The following is an 18,644-nucleotide window of genomic DNA, read 5'->3' as shown; positions in this document are numbered from 1 at the left end:
CCGGGCCGACCCCACAGCAATGCGCTTTTTCCGTACAGCCGCCCGGGATTACGGAGAAATTCGAGCACGCGAAGCGTCCCGTTCCGCATCGACCGTGATCGGGGGCATCACGCGACCGATCGGCGCAGTGGCCTCGACCGGACACGGGACGAGGTGGCGGTAGCGCGCTCGAACCCACACGAGTAATATAAGTAGCAACTTATCAAAGGAGGACAACGTGGCCTTGCTCATCGATCCCGTTACCGTCGCCGGACTCGTGACCCGGGAAGTCCGCACCGGCGAACGCCGCGGTACGCCGACCAGGATCGCCGTCGCCCGGCGCACCTACGGCACGGGCCCGGACGATCTCTGGGATGCGCTCACCGATATCGGCCGGATACCGCGCTGGTTCCTGCCCATCAGCGGGGACCTGTCCGTCGGCGGCAGGTATCAGCTCGAAGGAAATGCCGGCGGCACCATCGAAGAATGTGAGCCGCCGAAACGGTTCGCCGTCACCTGGGAAATGGGCCCGATGATCTCCTGGCTGGAAATCCGGCTCGATCCGGCAGCCGAGGGAACCACTTTGGAATTGCTGCACGAAGCACCGGTGGATCCGGATATGTGGACACAATTCGGCCCCGGAGCGGTGGGCGTGGGCTGGGATCTGGGCCTCATGGGCCTGGGCCTGCACCTGGACACCGGCGCGGGCGTCGACCAGGATGCCGCCCTGGAGTTCCCGACCACTCCCGAGGGCAAAACGTTCGTGCGCACCGCGGCCACCGCCTGGGCCGAAGCGGCGATAGCCGACGGCGACGACCCCGCCCTCGCCCGGCCGGCCGGCGAGGCGACACTGGCGTTCTACACCACCGTGCCGGAGCAAGATCAACAGTCCTGATGTCGACACCTGTTCCGACCGCCGTATTCGAGGCACTCGCCGACCCGGTCCGGCGCACCATCCTGGCTCTGGTAGCCGCCGGTGAACAACCGGCCGGTGCGCTCGTGGCCGGGGTCCGGGCGCATACGCCGATATCCCAGCCCGCCGTCTCACAGCATCTCAAAGTGCTCCGCGAGGCCGGGCTACTGCGGGTACGACCGGCGGGAACCCAGCGGCTCTACACGCTGGACCCGGACGGTATCGCCGCGGCCCGGGAGTGGCTGGCCGCCCTGCTCGATCCGATGGCGCCGTTCGCACAGCCGCTCGACGCGCTCGCCACCGAGGTCGCGCGTGGTAAACGCGAGCGCCGGCAGCACCCCGGGACCGGCCGGCCAGACCGCGATACCCGGTCGGCTTGAGCCACCGGTCCGGCCCGGCCTGGCGCGCACCCGGTGACGCGGCGGCCGGTAACCGGACCTGCCGAATGGGTTTCTTCTGCACCGGCCATAGCAGCTGACGGGCCTTTGTCCGGGTTGCCGGCTGTTCAGCGGCCACGGTGTACGTCAGCCGGCGCCGGCGAGGGGGCGTGTTCAGGGGTTGGTTCGGCCGGCGACTCGTGCCGGACACACCCGCTCGAATCCGGTGCGCGGGAGTTCGGGGCACACCGGTCGTGCGGTAGTGGCCCATGGATCGCGCGCCGGCCCGGCGGGTGCACGACCACCCGGGGATGCCGGTTTTCCGAGTGGTTCGCCCGCAACACTGCTGGTATACAGCTTGGATGCGACGGTGGATGGTCTGGGCGGCACTCGGTCTGGTGACGGTACTGGTGGTGCTCGCGGGCGGGTATTTCCTGATGAATTCCCGCACCTACCAGCTGGCCGGACGGTTGGTGGACCGGGTGGAGACGGACGAGAAAGTGGTCGCGCTGACCCTGGACGACGGCCCCAGCGAATACGCCGGTGAAGTACTCGATCTGCTCGCCGGCGCCGATATCCCCGCGACCTTCTATCTCAACGGCCGCGATCTGGCCGCCCGCCCCGAACTGGGCCGGGCGATCGCCGACGCCGGCCACGAGATCGGCAACCACACCTACAACCACCGCCGCATGGTGCTGGTCTCGTCCGGAACGGTCGCCGACGAGGTGGAACGCACCGATACCGAGATCCGCAAGACGGGTTATCAGGGCGACATCACGTTCCGTCCGCCGTACGGCAAGAAATTGTGGACGCTGCCGAAATACCTGTCCGACCACGACCGCACCACGGTCACCTGGGATGTGGAACCGGAAGCCGGGAACAGCTCCGCCGACGCGATCGTGGCCGCGACCCTCGACCGGGTTCGGCCCGGATCGATAATCCTGCTGCACACCATGTTCGGCAGCGGTGCCGCGTCGCGGGCGGCGATCGGCCCGATCGTCGAGAAGCTGCGGGCCGACGGCTACCGGTTCGTCACGGTCTCGGAGCTGATCGGCGCCGGTTCCGGCAGGCCGTGACCGTCCGGGACAGGTAGGTTCGCAGGCAACCGCACGCTGCCGGAATCCGGCCGCGGCAGATAACGACTTCCACCGAGAGGGGCAGATTGATGGTTTCGGCGTCGCCACCCCGGATCGCCCCCGGCCGCCTGCGCGAGCTGGGACCGATCAACTGGGCCGCCTGGCAGGTACTGTCCCGGGCCTCGGGCACATCGGACGCACAACTGTTCAGCACCCTCGGCCGCACCGGCCGCCTGTTCCGCGGCTGGCTGCATTTCTCCGGAATGCTGATGCCCGCCGGCCGTTTGCGCCGCCACGACAGCGAACTGGTGATCCTGCGCGTCGCCCACCTACGCGACTGCGCCTACGAAACCGACCACCACATTCGTCTCGGCCGCCGCGCCGGAGTCACCCCGGAAATCCTGGACCGTATCCGCCAGGGCCCGGGCGCCGACGGCTGGACCGATAAACACCGAGCCCTCCTGACCGCCGTAGACCAACTGGTGCAGACCCGCGATATCGATGACTCCACCTGGAACCACCTGGCCACCTACTACGACGACAAACGACTGATCGAAATCGTGCTCCTGGTCAACCAGTACGAGGGCCTAGCCGCCACCATCGGGACCCTCCGAATCCGCCGCGACGATTTCTGAACGCCGCCGCTCGCCGCCTGGAACGCGACCGGTCCCCCGCAATCCTCCCGGTCAGACGCGCCCCCACGCATACACCACCTGTTCGCATCCGGCCGTCCGCACCGATCAGGTCCGCGTGTGTGTCGTGCGCGCAGTTCCCGCGCTGACATGCACGACACGCCCCCACCGAGCCGGAACGGCGAATAGAGGCTGGTTGAACACGGCGGACTGCCGAGCCGGCTTTCTGTTGACCAACCCCGGCCGGGTCCGCTGTCCACCTCACGCTCGCTACCGGGCTTTCCCCACTTGCCGACCACGGAGCTGCGGGCACGCACTGGTACCTCGTGCCCGCAATCGAATCGGAACCCGAACTGGGCTTCCACCGGTGGGCGAGCTGATCGGTTCGGGCGCCGGAACGCAGAAGACCCGGCGCGGGGGCTCCGCGCCGGGTCTTACGGGACCGAATCGGCCGGGAATACGATCAGAAGTTGATCATGTGGCCGGCCAGGCCGTGGATCGCCTCCTGCAACGCCTCGCTCAGCGTCGGATGCGTATGCACGTTGCGCGCCAGTTCGTTCACCGTGAGGTCCCACTTCTGGGCCAGGGTGAGCTCCGGCAGCAGTTCGGAGACATCCGGGCCGATCAAATGGCCGCCGATCAGCTCGCCGTAGGTGTTGTCCGAAATCAGCTTGACGAAACCGGTGGCATCGCCGAGGCCGTGCGCCTTGCCGTTGGCGGTGAACGGGAACGTCGCGACCTTCACGTCGTAGCCCTCGTCGCGCGCCTGCTGTTCGGTGAGCCCGAAGCTGGCGACCTGCGGCTGGCAGAAGGTGGCGCGCGGCATCATCCGGTAATCGCCCAGGGTGAGGGTTTCCGCGCCGCCGATGGTCTCGGCCGCGACCACACCTTGGGCTTCCGCGACATGCGCGAGCTGCAGTTTCGCGGTGACATCGCCGATGGCGTAGATATGCCCCACATTGGTGCGCATAGTGTCGTCGATGGCGATGGCGCCACGCTCGGTGAGCGCGACCCCGGTGTTCTCCAGCCCATAGCCCTGCACGCGGGGGGCGAACCCGACGGCCTGCAGCACCTTGTCGACCGTGACCGTCTCGACCTGGCCGGACTTGTTGTCCTTGATCGCCACGGTGACCTTCGAACCGTCGTCGTCGATCGACTGCACGGCGGCACCGGTGCTGATGGTGATCCCCAGCTTCTTGTACGCCTTGGTGATCTCCTTGGACACATCGGCGTCCTCGTTGGGCAGCGCGCGGTCCAGGAATTCCACGATCCGCACATCCACGCCGTAGTTGCGCAGGACGTAGCCGAACTCCATCCCGATGGCGCCGGCGCCGACGATCAGGATCGAACCGGGCAGATCGCGGGTGAGGATCTGCTCCTCGTAGGTGACGACATTGCGGCTCAGCGAGGTACCCGGCAGCAGTTTGGTCTCGGTGCCGGTGGCGATGATGACATTGTCGAAGGTGATCGACTCCGTACCGCCCTTGCTGAGTTCCACCGCGATGGTGTTGGGATCGGTGAACGACCCCTTACCGTCGTATTCGGTGATCTTGTTCTTCTTCATCAGGAAATGGACGCCCTTGACCCGGCCGTCCGCGACCTTACGGCTCCGGTCGAACGCCGCCCCGAAATCGAACGACGCCTCCCCGGTGATACCGAAGGTTTTCGCCTCCTTGGTGAAGATATGAGCCAGCTCCGCATTGCGCAGCAGCGCCTTGGACGGGATGCAGCCCACGTTCAGGCATACGCCACCCCAGTATTTCTGCTCGACGATCGCTGTTCGCAGGCCGAGTTGAGCGGCGCGGATCGCGGCGACGTAACCGCCGGGACCAGCACCGAGAACGACGACATCGTAGTGGGAAGTCACGGTGTCGAGCCTAACTCTCTCCCCGTGGCCGAGCCCACCCCACCCGTGCCCGCCGGTGAACCGGATCACCGGCACCGGGAAGCCGGCGGTCCACCGCTGCGGGGCTACGTTGATATCTGTGGTGACCGCTCGACCTCCCGCCTCCGGCTCGACCGATGCGCTCCACGCGGGCCGGCCGCAACGGGCCGCGGCGATCGCTGCCGCTCCTGCGCCGACGGCCCTGGACCCACTCGCGGGAACCGCCTCGACCCAGCTGGTCCGGCTCGTCCGCAATGCCGCCCTGCGGTCGGGAGCAGCCCTCGACCGGGTGAGCACGATCCACGGCGTGCACGATCGCGAACTGCGCGGTGAGCTCGACCGGGTCCCGATGCGGTCGCTGGTGGAACTGTGGCAGTTGCTCGCGCACACCGGTCCGGGCGCCGGACTGGCCGTTGCCGCGGATGCTCCCCTGGGCAGCCTCAGCACCTGGGATTATCTCGTGACCACCGGTTCGACGCTGGCCGATTCCCTGGCCGCAGCGCAGCCGTACCACCGGTTGGTCACCGCCGCCGCCGAGGAATTCGATCTGTACCACGACGACGAACTGACCATCGGCTATCGCACCACCGCGGGCGATCCGGCGGTTTCGTCGGTCATCAACGAGTACGTCCTGGCCTACTATCTGCGACGGGCCCGGGAGGCACTCGGCCGGCCGGTCGTTCCGGTCCAGGTCACCTTCGGTCACCCCGCCCCGCGCGAATATCGCGCCCTGATTCGGGCTTTCGGCACCCACCGGATCGACTTCGACGCGCCTGCCGACACCATTACCTTCGCCGGCGCCGACGCCGAGGCCCCGCTGCAGCGGGCCGATCCCGCACTCGCCGAACTACTGCGCAGCCACGCCGACCTGGTTCTCGCCTCGGCACGCCCCATCCCCGGGCCGCTGGAGGAATTCCGCACCGCACTCGCCGCCGCGATCGACACCGGCGATCCCACCCTGAGCACTGTCGCCGCCCGATTGGCGATGAGCCCACGCAGCCTGCAACGACGCCTCGCCGAGCACGACACCACCTGGCGCCGCGAGCTCGACCTGCTCCGCTACCGGCGCGCCGAAGAACTGCTATCCGCCGGATCGACAACAGCGACGGTGGCCGCGCGGCTCGGCTTCACCGATGATCGCGCCCTGCGCAAAGCCTTCCACCGCTGGAGCGGATCGTCTCCGAGCGCGCTGCGGAATCGCTGATCGTCCCCGAGTACGGCAACGAGGGGCCTTCACAGCAGTCGAAGACGCAACGGTTCGCGGCGCCGGTGTATGCGCCCGGGCTCGGACGCACAGCGCGATCGTCGCGCCCGCCCGCGGATGCGACGCAGGTACAGCCCCCCGCAGAGCACAGGAATTCGAGTTGTCACGTAAGGACCGGAAAGTGGTATGCGCGGACCTGGGTCGCGGGAAGATACCGCCATAGCGTTGTTCGTATCCGGACGGGCAGTCCGCGATACGAGAACAGGCAGAATCATGCAGACAGATACACAGAACCGGCCCATCCGCGAGTTCACCGCGGCGCCCGACGAGCATGCACATCCGGCGATTCCCACCACCACACGCGAAATCCATTTGGCCGCAAGGCCGGCGGCGGCACCGACAGCGGCCGACTTCGACCTGGTCACGACCTCGATACCAGAACTCGCGGAGGGCCAGATCCTGGTCCGTAACACTTGGATGTCGGTGGACCCGTATATGCGCGGCCGGATGGACGATAAACCCTCCTACATCCTACCGTTCCAACTCGGGCAGGCGCTGGAAGGCTCGGCGACCGGCGAGGTGATCGCCTCTCGCTCCACCGATATACCGGTCGGCACGAGCGTGACCCATTTCGCCGGCTGGCGCGAACACGCGGTGCTCGACGCCGCGCAGGCCACGCCGATCGATCCGGCGCTCGCCGCACCACACCATTTCCTCGGTGCCCTCGGCACCACAGGACTCACCGCCTACGCCGCGCTCACCGATGTGGCGCCGGTAGAACCGGGTGACACTGTTTTCATCTCGGCGGCGGCCGGTGCCGTCGGTAGCGTCGCCGGGCAGATCGCGCGCGTACTCGGCGCCGGCCGGGTGATCGGTTCCGCGGGCGGCGCGGCCAAGACCGAACTGCTGACCACAGAGTTCGGTTTCGATGCCGCGATCGACTACCGCGCGGGCGATCTGCCCGGTCAGTTGGCGGCCGTCGCACCGGATGGCATCGATGTCTACCTCGACAGTGTCGGGGGTAATCATCTGCAGGCGGCAGTGGCTGCCATGCGCCCTCGCGGCCGCATCGCGCTCGTCGGCGCCATCAGCGGCTACAACGGCGGTTCGGCCGAGCAGGGCCCGGATCTGTACCTCGCCGCCACCAAGGAGATCGCTCTGCGGGGCATGCTGGTGAACAGCTACTTTCCGCTCTTCGGGGAGTACATCGCCAAGGCGGCCGCCTGGCTGGCCGACGGAACCCTGCGGACCAGGGAAACAATCTATGACGGGCTCGAACAAGCTCCGGCCGCGTTCCTGGGGGTCCTCACCGGCGCCAATTCGGGCAAGATGCTGGTCCGTCTCGATCAGCGCGGCAGCAGCGTGTCCGGGAATTCCCGCAGTCCGCGCCGGTGAGCCGGGACACCGGTACCGCCGGGTAGCGCGCACCCGGGGGTACCGGTCTGAAACCGTCGAGACCGACCGTGCCGGGGTTTCAGCCCAGGAGGAAAGCGACCAGAAAGCCCGCTGCGGTCGCGATACCGACCCACCAGCCGCCCTCGCGATAGGCCTCCGGCATGAGGGAATCGGCGAGGACGGCGACCGTGGCGCCACCGGCGAAGGCCTGGATGGCGCTGATCGGGGTCGCACCGAGTTGTTCGGCGAGCATATGTCCGGCCACGGTGACCGCGACCAATGCCACTCCCGTCGAAACCCACAGACCGAACGCCTTGCGGGTGGAGACATCGCGTTCCCGGCGCAGCAGCGCGGATCCGCCGATCGCCTCGGGCACGTTGCCGACCGCGATGGCCACCAGCAGCGCCAATCCGCCACCCGATCCGAGCGTGACCCCGAGTGCCGTGTTCTCCGGAACACCGTCGAGGACGGTTCCGAGCATGAGGGCCCAGCCGACGGCCGCGCCGCCGCCCTTCCGTTCGAGGAATCGGTTGGCCACCACGTAGACGGCGGCCCCCAGGAAAAGTGCGGCACCGGCGGTGACGGCGCCGGCCTGGAGGAAGGCGGGTTCGAACAATTCGTTGGAGACCGCGGCGATCATGGTGCCCGCACCGAAGGCCATCAACGAAGCGAGCAATGGTTTGGGCAATGTGGTGCGCAGCCCGATCGCCGCACCGATCACCAATGGAATTGCCGTACCGAGTCCGTACAGGAGTGCGGTTCCCATAGGGTTGACACTATGTGTTTCCCGGTAATTACCTCGACTCCACGCGGCTACCGAGAATTATTCTATTATTTCCCTCTAAAATAAGGCATCCGGCCCTCGACCCGGTAATGTCCGGTTTGGCGGATTTACCGGCGACCACGCCTGCGAGCAGCCAACTTTCGGCAAACCCGCGGCCGCCTGCCGGTGCGCTGCGAAAGGCCCGATCGATGACGAGGGGATCGGGCTTTTCGGTATTGTTCTGCGCGATGTCACAGGAAGCGAATTCGGGACGAAGGTATGCCGGCCAGCCCGTAGAAGATCGGCAACGCGAGCGACGCGCACGTTTTCTCGAATCCGGCCTGACGGTTTTTGCCCGCGACGGGTACGCCAATAGCTCGGTCGGTGCGATTTGCAAAGATGCGGGGCTGTCCTCGCGTCAGTTCTACGAGGAGTTCACCGGCCGCGAATCCTTACTTCTCGAACTCTTCACCCTCATCGACCGCGAATCCCGGTCGGCAGTGCTGGCATCGCTGGACCACAGCGCCGAGCAGAGCGCGATCAAGCGGATCGATGCGGCCGTCCGCGCGTACGTGCAGTCCATCGGGTCCGATATGCGGCGGGCCCGGGTTGTCCTGGTCGAGGTGGTCGGCGCGGGCACCAAGGTCGAGAAGATACGCACCGACTCGCGCCGCGCCTGGAGTGCCGTCCTCGCCGGCGCCGCCGAGGACGCCGCCCTGCACGGCGAGATCCCGACCGGCGACTACGACCTGCGCATGCTCGCCATCATCGGCGCCGTGAACTACGTGATCGAGGAATGGAGCGGAAACGAACCCCAGCGTCCGCTCGACGAGGTCATCCGGGTGCTGAGCCGCATCATCATCGGCGCCATCCGGGCCTGACGCGCCGCCCACGACCGCACGCGTCCATTAGCGTTGACGCCGTGGAAACCGTTGCCATCCAGATGCCGGACGGTAGCGCCGTCCCGGTGCGGCTGATCCCCGCCACCGGGCCGCACCGCCATCCGATCACCCTCGATCGGCCGCGCCCCGTGATCGTGCTGATCCCCGGGCTCGGCGTGCCCGGGGAGTACTACCTGTACTTCGCCCGGGAACTCGCCCGCCGCGGGGTGGATGTGGCGGTCGGCGAACTCCGCGGCAACGGTGCCAGCACACCGAAACCGAGCGCTACCAGTTCCTACGGTTACCACGAACTGGCCGCGGTCGATTTCCCGGCGATCTTCGAAGCGGTGCGCACCCGGTTCCCGGACAGCACCCCGTACCTGCTGGGCCACAGTATGGGCGGGCATCTCTCGGTGCTGTACGCGGCGCGGGTCCGGGGACGGCTCGGCGGGCTGATCCTCGTCGCCTCCGGCACTCCGTACTACCGCGGATTCCGCGGCATCCTGGGCCCGGGATTGCTGCTCGGCACCGCCGCTGTCTCGCTCACCGCGAACCTCGCCGGCGTCTGGCCCGGCGACAAACTCGGCCCGAACGGGTTCGGCCGCCAATCCAAGGTGCTGATCTCGGATTGGGCGCGGCTGGCCCGCACCGGCCGGTTCACCCCGGCCGGTGCCGATATCGACTACGAGGAACGCATCTCCCGGCTGAAACTCCCGGTACTGTCGATCACCCTCGCCGGCGACGAACTGACGCCGCCGGCCTCGGCCCGCCATCTGCTGGAAAAGCTCCCCGCCGCCGACAAGACCAGCCGCCACGAACCCCGGAAGCTCGGCCACAACGGCTGGATCTCCGACCCCGCCCCGGTCGTGGACAGCATCGAGAAATGGCTGCACGACCGCTGAGGCGGCTATTTCGAGGTACGGCCCTCGATCAGCATCTGGGTGAAGAATTCGTAGATCAGCGCCGCCTGGAACGCCGATTGCTTGTTGTCCGCGGCACCGCCGTGCCCACCCTCGATGTTCTCGTGATACCAGACGCGATGCCCCTGCTCCTCGAGTAGCGCCGCCATTTTCCGTGCATGACCGGGATGCACCCGGTCGTCACGGGTGGAGGTGGTGAGCAGAATCGGCGGATACGTCGCGCCCGCACCGTTTTCCATCACCTTCTGATACGGCGAATAGCGGCTGATGTACTCCCATTCCTCCGGTATATCGGGGTCACCGTATTCCGCAACCCATGACGCCCCGGCCAGCAACAGGTGATACCGGCGCATATCGAGTAGCGGAACCTGGCAGACGAGGGCACCGAACAATTCCGGATACCGGGTGAGCATCACACCCATCAGCAAACCGCCGTTACTGCCACCCACCGCGCCCAATTGCGGTGCGGTGGTGATACCCCGCTCCACCAGATCCCGCGCGATCGACGAGAAATCCTCGTAGACCTTGTGCCGGTTCGCTTTCTGCACCGAGGTATGCCATTCGGGCCCGTATTCGCCGCCACCGCGGATATTGGTCATCACCCAGGTGCCGCCCTGTTCCAGCCAGCCCATACCTGATGCCCCACTGTATCCGGGGGTGCGGGAAACCTCGAATCCGCCGTAGCCGGACATCACCGTCGGGGCCGGCCGGCCGCGATTATCGCGATGCCGGATCACGAAGTACGGGATCATGGTGCCGTCGTCGGAGCGTGCGAAGAACTGTTCGGTATCGATCCCGGTCGCGTCGAAGAAGGCGGGCGCCTGTTTCAGCTCGGTCGCCGGTGCGCCCACCACACCCGACAGCAGCGTTGTCGGTGTGGTGAAACCGCTGGTCATCAGCATGAAATCGTCGCCGCCTTCGAGCGGGTCGAGATTCATGACGCTCGTGGTCGCCATGGCCGGGGTGTCGGCGAGAGGCTCACTACGCCAACCGTCGTCGCCCGGAGTGAAGACATACAGTTTGGTCTGCACATCTTCCAAGGTCACCAGCAGCAGATGGTTCTCGGTCCAGCCGTAACCGTGTAGCGCGGTATGCGCATCGGGTTCGAACAGCACCTCGAAATCGCGTTCACCGGAAAGGAAACGGTCGAAATTCGTCACGATCAGTGAACCGGCGGCGTACCTGCGGCCACCGGTCTCCCACGGCGATTTCAACCGCACCAGCAGCCACTCCTTGTACCAGGATTCGTCCGCGTCGGACGGGGTTTCGAGGCGGACCCGGGAACCGTCGGCCTGCAGCAGGTACACGTCCTCGTTGTAGAAATCGGTCGCCTGCCCGACATAGTGGCGCTCGTAACCGGGAGTGCGATCGTAACCGGCGCTGATCGCGACGTCGCCGGCTGCGCCCTCGAATACCGTTTCCGCGGTTTCGAGCGCAGTACCGCGGCGCCAGCGTTTCGCGATCCGGGGATAGCCGGAATCGGTGAGCGAGCCGGGCCCGAAATCCGTGCCCACATACACGGTGTCGATATCGATCCAGCTCAGCCGGGATTTCGCCTCGGGCAGGAAGAATCCGCCGTCCTCGGGCGCGATGAATTCCCGTGTCCCGAGATCGAATTCGCGCACGACCTTGGCATCGGCCCCGCCGCGGGAAAGACTTATCAGGGCGCGGGATTGCTCCGGCCGCAACACCCCGGCCCCGCCCCACACCCAGTTCTCGTCCTCGGCCGCGGCGACCGCATCGAGATCGATGAGGACATCCCACTCCGGCTCGGTTTTCCGGTACTCGGCGAAAGTGGTCCGTCGCCACAACCCCCGCGGATGCTGCGCATCACGCCAGAAGTTGTACAACCATTCCCCGCGCCGGCCCGGAAACGGAATTTTGGCATCGGTATCGAGCATGTCCAGGATCCGCCGCTGCAACAGGTCGAAGCGGTCATCCGCGGCGAACCGCTGCATCACCACTTCGTTGTTCGCCCGGGCGAAATCCAGCGACCGCTCGCCGGTGACCTCTTCGAGCCACAGATAGGGGTCGGCTGCGCTGTCCGGTGCATCGCTCATCCGACCATTCTGGCCCAGCAGGGCAGGAGTGTGCGCTGCCGGTCGGCGCCCGACCCCGGCGCACGACCGGGCTGACGTCCAGTTCGCTCGATCTACACGCCGGACCGGCAGGCTGCGGCCTGCACGCCGACGCCGTCAGCGGTTATCCCTGTCGCCGCCGTGGTCCGGACGCGAGCCGGTTCAGGTTCGGAAGCGGGCAGGTATTTCTGTGCGGGCAGTGTCGAACAGGTCGGCGCAGCGACTGAGCAACCGGAACAACGTTTCCCGCTCGGAATCGGTGAACCCCTCGCCGACGGACCGCTCGACGGCAATCGCGCGCGCATCGGCATCGTGCATCACCGATTCGCCTTTCTCGGTGAGCCGGGTTTCCAGCACGTTCCGGTGCCAGGGGTGCGGGGTGCGTTCGATCAGTCCGCGATCGACGAGGTTGGTGAGCACGGTGTTCATGGTGGGCGGTGTCACCCCGCAGAGCCGGGCCAGCGCCGCGGCGGAAATCCCCGGGTTCTCGGTGAGGAACAGCAGCGCCGCGTATTGCGCCTCGGTGACCCCCGCGGGCTTCAGCACGGCGAGTTTGGCCGCGGTGCGGGCTTGTTCCGCGCGTTTCACGTACGAACCGATGCGCTCGCCGGCGGGCATGGAGGTCATGCAGGCATGGTATCCATCCTTTCCTGAGTTAGAGCGTTGACATGAATTAGAGCTCTAATCTACCTTCGAGTACACACTTTGATCTGCGCACTACCGAATGCCACGAAAGGCCGGGAAACCGATGCTCGATCCACAGAAAATCCGCTGGTCAACCGCACTCCTGGCGGCAGCCGCGGGCCTCACTCTCACCGGTTGCGGCGAGACAGCCCCGGCCGCCTCGCCGCCCCGAGTCGAGACGGCGTTCACACTTCCGGGCGACCGGGTCTACCCGGAAGGCATCGCCCTGGACGAACGGACCGGCGATATCTACGTCGGCTCCTTCGGCGACGGGACCATCTACCGAGCGACCCCTGACACCCCACGCGCCGAGGTCTTCCTGCCCGCCGGCACCGACGGCCGCCGGACGGCCAACGGGTTACGCGTGGACCCCGCCGGCCACCTCTGGGTGATCGACTCCACCACCGGCGTCACCGTCTACGACCTCACCTCACGCACCCTGCTGGCCCGCTTCGACGTCACCGGCCCGGCAGACCGATTCCTCAACGACCTCGCCCTCACTCCCGACGGCACGGCCTATCTCACCGACAGCCGCCGCGCAGTCGTCTACCGGATCACCGCCGACGCCCTCACCCATGCCATGAGCACCGGCGGCCACGGCGAACTCACCGAATCCTTCGACCTGAACCCCTCCCTGGAACCCCACGATCCAGGCGCCTACACCCTCAACGGCATAGTCGCCGACCCCACCGGGTCCTACCTGCTCACAGTCGACTCCACCGGCGGCGACCTCTACCGAATCGACCTCACCACCACCGCAATCAGCAAAGTGGCCCTCGACGGCGGCGATCTCACCCTCGGTGACGGCCTCGACTTCCACGACGGCACCCTCCGGGTCGCCCACAACACCGAGAACACCCTCACCCGCTGGGAGATGTCGCCCGACGGCACCACCGCAACTCGCACCGGCCGCCACCACGACGAGACCCTCGCCACCCCGACCACCCTGGTCCGCGGACCGGAGACGACCCTGGTCGTCGCCTCACAATTCGACAAAGGCGGACCGCGCGGACCGGGCGTACCCACCACCCCGTTCCGGGTAACGGCAGTATCCGGATTCTGACAACCCCGCGCAGACGAGACCGCCGAGCCGTCGATCACGTGGGGACGTGCACCCGCCCGGCGTCGATCCGGGCGATCCGGCCGGCACCCCAGCGGCCGAGCGGTTCCAGCGCCGCGTTGAGCGCCGTCCCGTCGGCGGTCAACGAGTACTCGACCCGCGGCGGCACCTCCCGGTACACCTCGCGATGCACAATCCCGTCCTCGGCCAGCTCCCGCAATTGCTGGATGAGCATCTTCTCGGAGATCCCGGGCAGCCCGCGTTTGAGTTCACCGAACCGCCGGACACCTTTCTCGTGCAACTCCCACAGGATCAGCGATTTCCATTTGCCCCCGACGACATCCATCGCGGCGTCGATACCGCAGAAGTACGGACCGCATCGCTTATCGTTCACCGTTCGACCTCACTACCTGCATGCATACCATTTGGTTAGTACCAGACAAGAAAGTAGGTACTTGCCGGAACAACAGTACGCGGGGGACGCTCGGTGCACGCACGGACGACGTGCCGAACCAGTGCTCGAGAAGGAGTCACCCCCCATGGGACAACCCGTACCGACCCCCGTCACCGTGCTCGGACTCGGCGCGATGGGCAGCGCCCTCGCAGCCACTTTCGTGAAAGCCGGGCACCCCACCACCGTCTGGAACCGCACCCCCGGTAAGGACGCCGAACTGATAGCGGCCGGCGCCCGCGGCGCCGATTCGGTCGAAACAGCGGTCGCCGCCGGAGATCTGATCATCGCCTGCCTGTTCGACCACGCATCGGTCCACGAAACCCTCGACCCGGTGACCGCAACACTGGCCGGCCGCGATCTGGTGAACCTCACCAGCACCGAACCCGCCGGTGCCCGCGAACTCGCCGATTGGGCTGCCGGGCACGGTATTCCGTTCCTGGACGGTGGCATCATGGCTACCCCGCCGATGATCGGTCAGCCCGGTTCGGCCTTGCTGTACAGCGGCTCGGCCGAGGTGTTCGACCGGCACCGGCAGGTTCTCGAACTACTGGGCTCAGCAGAGTATTTCGGCGCCGAACCGGGCAAGGCCGCGCTCGTCGATTTCGCACTGCTGTCCGGGATGTACGTCATGTTCTCCGGCTTCTACCACGGCGCCGCGATGGTGCGCTCCGCCGGTATGTCCGCCACCGAATTCGGCCGTCGCGCCGAAGCCTGGCTGGGCGCCGTCCTCTCGATCCTGCCCACCGCAGGCGAACAGATCGACAGCGGTGACTACTCGGTGCCGTTCCAGAGCCTGAACTTCACCAAAGCGGCAGTCGACGCCATCGTCTCCGCCAGCCGCGACGCCGGAGTGGACCTCGACATCATCGGCCCGGTGAAGAACCTCGTCGACCGCCAGGTCGCCGCCGGCTACGGCCACGAAAGCTCCGAGCGAATGTTCGAAAGCCTGCACCCACCGATCCGGCCTGCCCGGTGACCCAGCCGGCGGCGGCGCATCGCGTCTCAGTCGTCGAGCAGCGCCGCCCACCGCGAATAGTTCCGAAGTCACGAAAGTGGCGGGAATGTCTGCTGCGCCCACGCCAGTTCCGCACCCGGAGCGGCCGAGAGTGCGCCAGCGGCACCTGCTGGGAGATAAGCGAATTCGCCCTGCCGGACCGTCACGAGTCCGCGTCCCGCGGGAGCCGGGGAACCGTCGCAGTTCAGGTCCGCACCGACGTGGATCTCGAACTGCCCGGCCGTTGCCGCCACCAGATTGTCGTGTCGGGTGAAGAACTCGACGTCGGCCTGGGTATCTGCCCGCCAGAACCCGACTCCGAAGTGATTCTGCGCAGAATCGGCCTTTTCGTGGGCAGCGAACAATTCCTGCCTTTCTCCCCGTGGCCACGGGCTCGGCGACCCACCGGGCGACAATACGACCGCCGACGGCCCTGCGACCGACCGGGCACGGGCGCTTTCCCATGCCGCGCTATCGATTTCCCACGCGGGCGGATATGCCAGCGCGATCATCTCCACATCGGCCTCGACGCGCAGTTCACCGCGGCTCGCCGCACACAGCGCGATCAGGTCTCCCGGCCGCGCGGAAACACTGCCGTCGTCGCTGTCGACGATCATCGTCCCCGCCGTAACGATCCAGACTTCCTCATAGGGGGCCAAGAGCGGAGCCCGCGTGCCGGCGTCCAGCTGCGTGAAGCCGACGCTCATCCGGCCGTACCCCTCCCCCACCACGGAGCCGAGCCGGATCCCGCCCTCGATGTGTTCCCAGGTCGGCACATCGGCGGGCGTGAAAGCCCGGATCTGCCGCGCGGACGCGCTGGGCTCGCTCATCTTTTCATCGTATGTTGACAAAAGACCCTCCCGCACAAGGTTCGACCGGTCCAGCGCATCTTCGTCGGCGACGCTTCGAAGGTAGTTCAGCTACCTGGCGCCGGTGGTACCGGACACGAACGCCACCTGCTGTCCGGTTATCCGGGCAACAGTCGCGAAATCGTTGTCATCGCAGAGGATTGTGAGGCGGCTGTGTTCGGCGGTCGCCGCGATGAGTAGGTCGACCGGGCCGGCCGAACGATGTGTTCCCTGCTCCGTCATCAGCTGCTGGACCTCTTCTGCACGCTCGTAGGCCCGGTCCGACATCGGGGTCCAGCCGAACAAGTCATGTAGTAGTCGCCGCTTCTCGAGCCGGTCGGCCAGTGATCGGGCCGAGTACAGGAATTCGAGTTCCACGATAGGACAAGTGGCGATAACTCCGACGGCCAGCTGATCGGCCCATGCCTTCCGGTAGGGCTCCTGGAGAATCCGTAACAGTCCGGACGTATCTATGAGGTAGATGGCAGGAGTCACCGGCGGTAGGCCGCCTTGTTGTCGAGAAACTCGTCGAAGTCACCCTGGTCGGCCATCTCGCCGAGACGGGCGAGAGCGCGCATGCGGACCAATCGTTGGCCGACCTCTCGGAGCGCAGCGTTGACGGTGTCCTTTTTGGTCTTGGTACCGAGTACTTCCGCAGCGATCGCCAGCGCTTCGTCGTCGATCTCGATCGGCGTCTTGGAAGATCCCATAATCGCCTACCTCCTTGGGATATCTCCTACGTCATAACTAGACGTCCAGGATACCTAGGGGTTGGTCTCTCGAAAGCGCATAAAGGCCGATGGCCGGCCCACCCGCAGGTGGACCGGCCATCGGCTCGAAACTGGTTGCCGGGTGGCAGGACTCAGAAGTCCATGCCGCCCATGCCGCCGGTCGGATCGGCCGGCGCGGCGGCCGCCTTCTCCGGCTTGTCGGCGACAACGGCCTCGGTGGTCAGGAACAGGGCCGCGATGGAGGCCGCGTTCTGCAGGGCCGAGCGGGTGACCTTGACCGGGTCGGCGACACCGGCGCCGAGCAGGTCTTCGTAGTCACCGGTCTGGGCGTTGAGGCCCTGGCCGGCCGGAAGGTTGGAAACCTTCTCCGCCACCACGCCGGGCTCGAGGCCGGCGTTGAAGGCGATCTGCTTCAGCGGAGCCGACAGGGCGACGCGGACGATGCTCGCGCCGGTCGCCTCGTCACCCTCGAGCTTCAGGTCGTCCAGAGCCGGAGCCGACTGCAGCAGGGCCACGCCACCACCGGCGACGATGCCCTCTTCGACGGCGGCCTTGGCGTTGCGCACGGCATCTTCGATGCGGTGCTTGCGCTCCTTGAGCTCGACCTCGGTTGCGGCGCCGGCCTTGATGACCGCAACACCGCCGGCCAGCTTGGCCAGGCGCTCCTGCAGCTTCTCGCGGTCGTAGTCGGAGTCCGAGTTCTCGATCTCGGTGCGGATCTGCGAAACCCGGCCCTGGATGGCCTCGGCATCGCCGGAGCCCTCCACGATGGTGGTCTCGTCCTTGGTGACGACGACCTTGCGGGCCTGGCCGAGCAGCTCGATGCCGGCGGTCTCCAGGTTGAGGCCGACCTCTTCGCTGATGACCTCGCCACCGGTGAGGATGGCGATATCGGCGAGCTGGGCCTTGCGGCGGTCACCGAAGCCCGGGGCCTTGACGGCGACGGACTTGAAGGTGCCACGGATCTTGTTCACGACCAGGGTCGACAGGGCTTCGCCCTCGACGTCCTCGGCGATGATCAGCAGCGGCTTACCGGCCTGGATGACCTTCTCCAGCAGCGGCAGCAGGTCCTTGACGGTGGAGACCTTCGAGCCGACCAGCAGGATGTACGGATCCTCGAGGACCGCTTCCTGACGCTCGGGGTCGGTGACGAAGTAGCCCGAGATGTAGCCCTTGTCGAAGCGCATACCCTCGGTGAGCTCCAGCGACAGACCGAAGGTCTGCGCCTCTTCGACGGTGATGACGCCTTCTTTGCCGACCTTGTCCATGGCCTCGGCGATCAGTTCACCGATGGACGGGTCACCCGCGGAGATACCGGCGGTGGCGGCGATCTGCTCCTTGGTCTCGACCTCCTTGGCGGAGTCGAGCAGCTTGGCGGTGACGGCCTCGACGGCCTTCTCGATACCGCGCTTCAGGCCCAGCGGGTTCGCGCCGGCCGCGACGTTGCGCAGACCTTCGCGCACCAGCGCCTGAGCGAGAACGGTGGCGGTGGTGGTGCCGTCGCCCGCGACATCGTCGGTCTTCTTGGCGACTTCCTTGACCAGCTCGGCGCCGATCTTCTCGTACGGGTCCTCGAGCTCGATCTCCTTGGCGATGGACACACCATCGTTGGTGATCGTGGGGGCGCCCCACTTCTTCTCGAGCACGACGTTGCGGCCCTTCGGCCCCAGCGTCACCTTGACCGCGTCGGCGAGGCTGTTCAGGCCCCGCTCGAGGCCGCGACGGGCCTCTTCGTCGTACGCAATTGTCTTGGCCATTGCGGTGAGATCC

The 18,644-nt window shown here is 66.7% G+C and carries 19 protein-coding genes; 10 read left to right on the top strand and 9 right to left on the bottom strand.

The features are described 5' to 3' along the window. Nucleotides 1–217 precede the first annotated feature (217 nt). The 4 genes from QH196_RS02305 (at nt 218) to QH196_RS02290 (ending at nt 2,980) form a co-directional block, all read left to right on the top strand. A complete protein-coding gene (locus QH196_RS02305; RefSeq protein WP_280414077.1) occupies nt 218–874 on the top strand; it encodes an SRPBCC family protein in 657 nt (218 codons plus the stop codon). After that, nucleotides 874–1,272 carry an ArsR/SmtB family transcription factor gene (locus QH196_RS02300; protein WP_280414076.1) on the top strand — a complete coding sequence of 133 codons (399 nt, stop codon included), beginning with the start codon at nt 874–876 and terminating at the stop codon, nt 1,270–1,272. Before QH196_RS02305 ends, QH196_RS02300 begins: the two co-directional genes overlap by 1 nt. 359 nt (nt 1,273–1,631) lie before the next feature. Further along, nucleotides 1,632–2,345, top strand: a complete 714-nt coding sequence (locus QH196_RS02295; RefSeq protein WP_280414075.1) for a polysaccharide deacetylase family protein — start codon at nt 1,632–1,634, stop codon at nt 2,343–2,345. An 89-nt stretch (nt 2,346–2,434) separates the two neighbouring features. Continuing rightward, nucleotides 2,435–2,980 (top strand): carboxymuconolactone decarboxylase family protein, encoded by a 546-nt coding sequence (locus tag QH196_RS02290; RefSeq protein WP_280414074.1) that lies wholly within the window; start codon nt 2,435–2,437, stop codon nt 2,978–2,980. Nucleotides 2,981–3,440: 460 nt separating this feature from the next. Here the strand turns inward: QH196_RS02290 and lpdA are convergent, their stop codons facing one another. Then, complete coding sequence (gene lpdA, locus QH196_RS02285) at nt 3,441–4,844, bottom strand: dihydrolipoyl dehydrogenase (RefSeq protein ID WP_280414073.1); 1,404 nt, start codon at nt 4,842–4,844, stop codon at nt 3,441–3,443. 121 nt (nt 4,845–4,965) lie between these two features. Between lpdA and QH196_RS02280 the strand changes: the two genes are divergently transcribed. Together QH196_RS02280 and QH196_RS02275 are read left to right on the top strand one after the other, a co-directional pair. Continuing rightward, a complete protein-coding gene (locus tag QH196_RS02280) occupies nt 4,966–6,066 on the top strand; it encodes an AraC family transcriptional regulator (protein WP_280414072.1) in 1,101 nt (366 codons plus the stop codon). A 273-nt stretch (nt 6,067–6,339) separates the two neighbouring features. Next, entirely contained in the window at nt 6,340–7,461 is a 1,122-nt protein-coding gene (locus tag QH196_RS02275; RefSeq protein WP_280414071.1) for an NADP-dependent oxidoreductase, read from the top strand. 79 nt (nt 7,462–7,540) lie between these two features. On the opposite strand, the gene QH196_RS02270 is transcribed toward QH196_RS02275, so the two are convergent. Continuing rightward, entirely contained in the window at nt 7,541–8,227 is a 687-nt protein-coding gene (locus tag QH196_RS02270; RefSeq protein ID WP_280414070.1) for a ZIP family metal transporter, read from the bottom strand. Nucleotides 8,228–8,472: 245 nt separating this feature from the next. On the opposite strand from QH196_RS02270, the gene QH196_RS02265 reads away from it, so the two are divergent. Beyond that, nucleotides 8,473–9,105 carry a TetR/AcrR family transcriptional regulator gene (locus tag QH196_RS02265; protein WP_280414069.1) on the top strand — a complete coding sequence of 211 codons (633 nt, stop codon included), beginning with the start codon at nt 8,473–8,475 and terminating at the stop codon, nt 9,103–9,105. A gap of 41 nt (nt 9,106–9,146) precedes the next feature. Next, nucleotides 9,147–10,007, top strand: coding sequence for an alpha/beta hydrolase family protein (locus tag QH196_RS02260; protein WP_280414068.1), 861 nt, complete (start codon nt 9,147–9,149; stop codon nt 10,005–10,007). A 5-nt stretch (nt 10,008–10,012) separates the two neighbouring features. On the opposite strand, the gene QH196_RS02255 is transcribed toward QH196_RS02260, so the two are convergent. Continuing rightward, nucleotides 10,013–12,085, bottom strand: a complete 2,073-nt coding sequence (locus QH196_RS02255) for a prolyl oligopeptidase family serine peptidase (protein ID WP_280414067.1) — start codon at nt 12,083–12,085, stop codon at nt 10,013–10,015. A 180-nt stretch (nt 12,086–12,265) separates the two neighbouring features. Continuing rightward, nucleotides 12,266–12,730 (bottom strand): MarR family winged helix-turn-helix transcriptional regulator, encoded by a 465-nt coding sequence (locus tag QH196_RS02250; RefSeq protein ID WP_280414066.1) that lies wholly within the window; start codon nt 12,728–12,730, stop codon nt 12,266–12,268. Nucleotides 12,731–12,851: 121 nt separating this feature from the next. Between QH196_RS02250 and QH196_RS02245 the strand changes: the two genes are divergently transcribed. Then, a complete protein-coding gene (locus QH196_RS02245; RefSeq protein WP_280414065.1) occupies nt 12,852–13,850 on the top strand; it encodes an SMP-30/gluconolactonase/LRE family protein in 999 nt (332 codons plus the stop codon). 34 nt (nt 13,851–13,884) lie between these two features. Here QH196_RS02245 and QH196_RS02240 read toward each other — a convergent pair whose 3' ends face one another. After that, the gene (locus tag QH196_RS02240; protein ID WP_280414064.1) at nt 13,885–14,241 is read right to left on the bottom strand and encodes a winged helix-turn-helix transcriptional regulator; all 357 of its coding nucleotides are present in this window, start codon (nt 14,239–14,241) and stop codon (nt 13,885–13,887) included. A gap of 145 nt (nt 14,242–14,386) precedes the next feature. Between QH196_RS02240 and QH196_RS02235 the strand changes: the two genes are divergently transcribed. Then, complete coding sequence (locus QH196_RS02235) at nt 14,387–15,277, top strand: NAD(P)-dependent oxidoreductase (RefSeq protein ID WP_280414063.1); 891 nt, start codon at nt 14,387–14,389, stop codon at nt 15,275–15,277. Nucleotides 15,278–15,345: 68 nt separating this feature from the next. On the opposite strand, the gene QH196_RS02230 is transcribed toward QH196_RS02235, so the two are convergent. The 4 genes from QH196_RS02230 to groL all read right to left on the bottom strand — a co-directional run bounded on the left by QH196_RS02230 (nt 15,346) and on the right by groL (nt 18,631). Continuing rightward, nucleotides 15,346–16,125, bottom strand: a complete 780-nt coding sequence (locus tag QH196_RS02230) for a hypothetical protein (protein ID WP_280414062.1) — start codon at nt 16,123–16,125, stop codon at nt 15,346–15,348. Between the two features lie 90 nt (nt 16,126–16,215). Further along, complete coding sequence (locus QH196_RS02225; protein WP_280414061.1) at nt 16,216–16,638, bottom strand: PIN domain nuclease; 423 nt, start codon at nt 16,636–16,638, stop codon at nt 16,216–16,218. Then, nucleotides 16,635–16,853 (bottom strand): type II toxin-antitoxin system VapB family antitoxin, encoded by a 219-nt coding sequence (locus QH196_RS02220; RefSeq protein ID WP_068044211.1) that lies wholly within the window; start codon nt 16,851–16,853, stop codon nt 16,635–16,637. Before QH196_RS02220 ends, QH196_RS02225 begins: the two co-directional genes overlap by 4 nt. 152 nt (nt 16,854–17,005) lie before the next feature. Next, nucleotides 17,006–18,631, bottom strand: a complete 1,626-nt coding sequence (groL, locus tag QH196_RS02215) for a chaperonin GroEL (protein WP_280414060.1) — start codon at nt 18,629–18,631, stop codon at nt 17,006–17,008. Nucleotides 18,632–18,644: the final 13 nt, after the last annotated feature.

The sequence above is a fragment of the Nocardia carnea genome, assembly GCF_029868325.1.
Classification (GTDB): Bacteria; Actinomycetota; Actinomycetes; order Mycobacteriales; family Mycobacteriaceae; genus Nocardia; species Nocardia carnea_C.
Note: the sequence above shows the minus strand (reverse complement) of the source record. Positions and strands in the feature narration are given on the sequence as shown.